This window comes from Campylobacter sp. MIT 99-7217, from assembly GCF_006864365.1.
Lineage (GTDB): Bacteria > Campylobacterota > Campylobacteria > Campylobacterales > Campylobacteraceae > Campylobacter_D.
Map to the genome: position 1 here is coordinate 1 of NZ_QHLJ01000026.1, position 1,045 is coordinate 1,045.

The following is a 1,045-nucleotide window of genomic DNA, read 5'->3' on the forward strand; positions in this document are numbered from 1 at the left end:
AGCAAGGCTTATGCTTTTTATCTTTTTATCTTGCTTTTCGCTTCGCCCTTGCGTGCCACCCTTTTCAAAGCTTTCTTTTAAATCCTCTTTTTTAACCACAGCTAAGCTTAGATTGATAGGTTCTTTTTCATCATCTAAAATAAGCTTTGTATCCTTGATCTTTTGATATTTGATAGGTTCATTTAAGCTTAAATCGCTGGTATCATTTGCTGCTTTTCCAGCTAAAGCCTCTTTTTTAGCCCATTCTTTTGCCCTACTTTCTTTGACTTTTTCATTTGCCCTTCTTTCAAGCTCTATTCTTTGCCTTTCGTTTTCTAAATCTTGCTTGATCTTTGCTTCTTTTTCAGCTTGTATGTTTTTAACTAAAGAGCCTTGATTTAAATCTAAATTTTGGGTAGAATTTACTCCGTCAATCTTGTTGGTGATTAAGCGTTCATCTGTAAAAGTTTGGTTGTAACGGAGATTTTCAAACTTGGAAGATTGATATAAAATTTCTGCTCCATTATCCACTTTATTTTCGATGGTAGAAAGTTTTTTAGGTGCATTGCTAACTATGGTCAAATGTGTATCATAATCTTTTCCCACGCTTGTAAAAAATAATTTATCATTTAGCTCTTTTGCAAAAATAACTTCCTCTTTATCCTTTAAAATCAAATCAGGTTCATCTAAGGTTTGCTTAATCTCGCTTATATATTGTGTCCTATCCCTTTCAACAAGCTTTAGCAAGCTTCCCTTACTTAGCCTTATTTCCTTTCCTCCTAAAGCATTTTTAACTTCGTCGCTTTGCTTTGGGATATAATCTTCATCTAAGCTTTTAAGTTCAAAGGTTTTAAGCCATTTTTCTTGTGTATTTTGATCTAAGATATGAGCATTTCCTTTGCTGTCTTGAAATTCTAAATCTTTCAAATTCTCTTTTTCAAAAGAGCTTTTTGCATTCAAAGCCTCTTCAAAGCTTTGCTTCCTTGCTAAATTCACTTCATCAACCGAGCCTAAAAACTCATCTAAAAGCTTCTTTGTTTCGCTGTTAAAGCCTGCTTTTTGGATC

General features: G+C 33.5%; 1 protein-coding gene. It reads right to left on the reverse strand.

What is annotated here, in order from left to right; all coding sequences use genetic code 11:
* A partial coding sequence (locus DMB92_RS09240; RefSeq protein ID WP_260604797.1) for a PBECR2 nuclease fold domain-containing protein occupies positions 1-1,045 on the reverse strand: 1,045 nt, incomplete at both ends.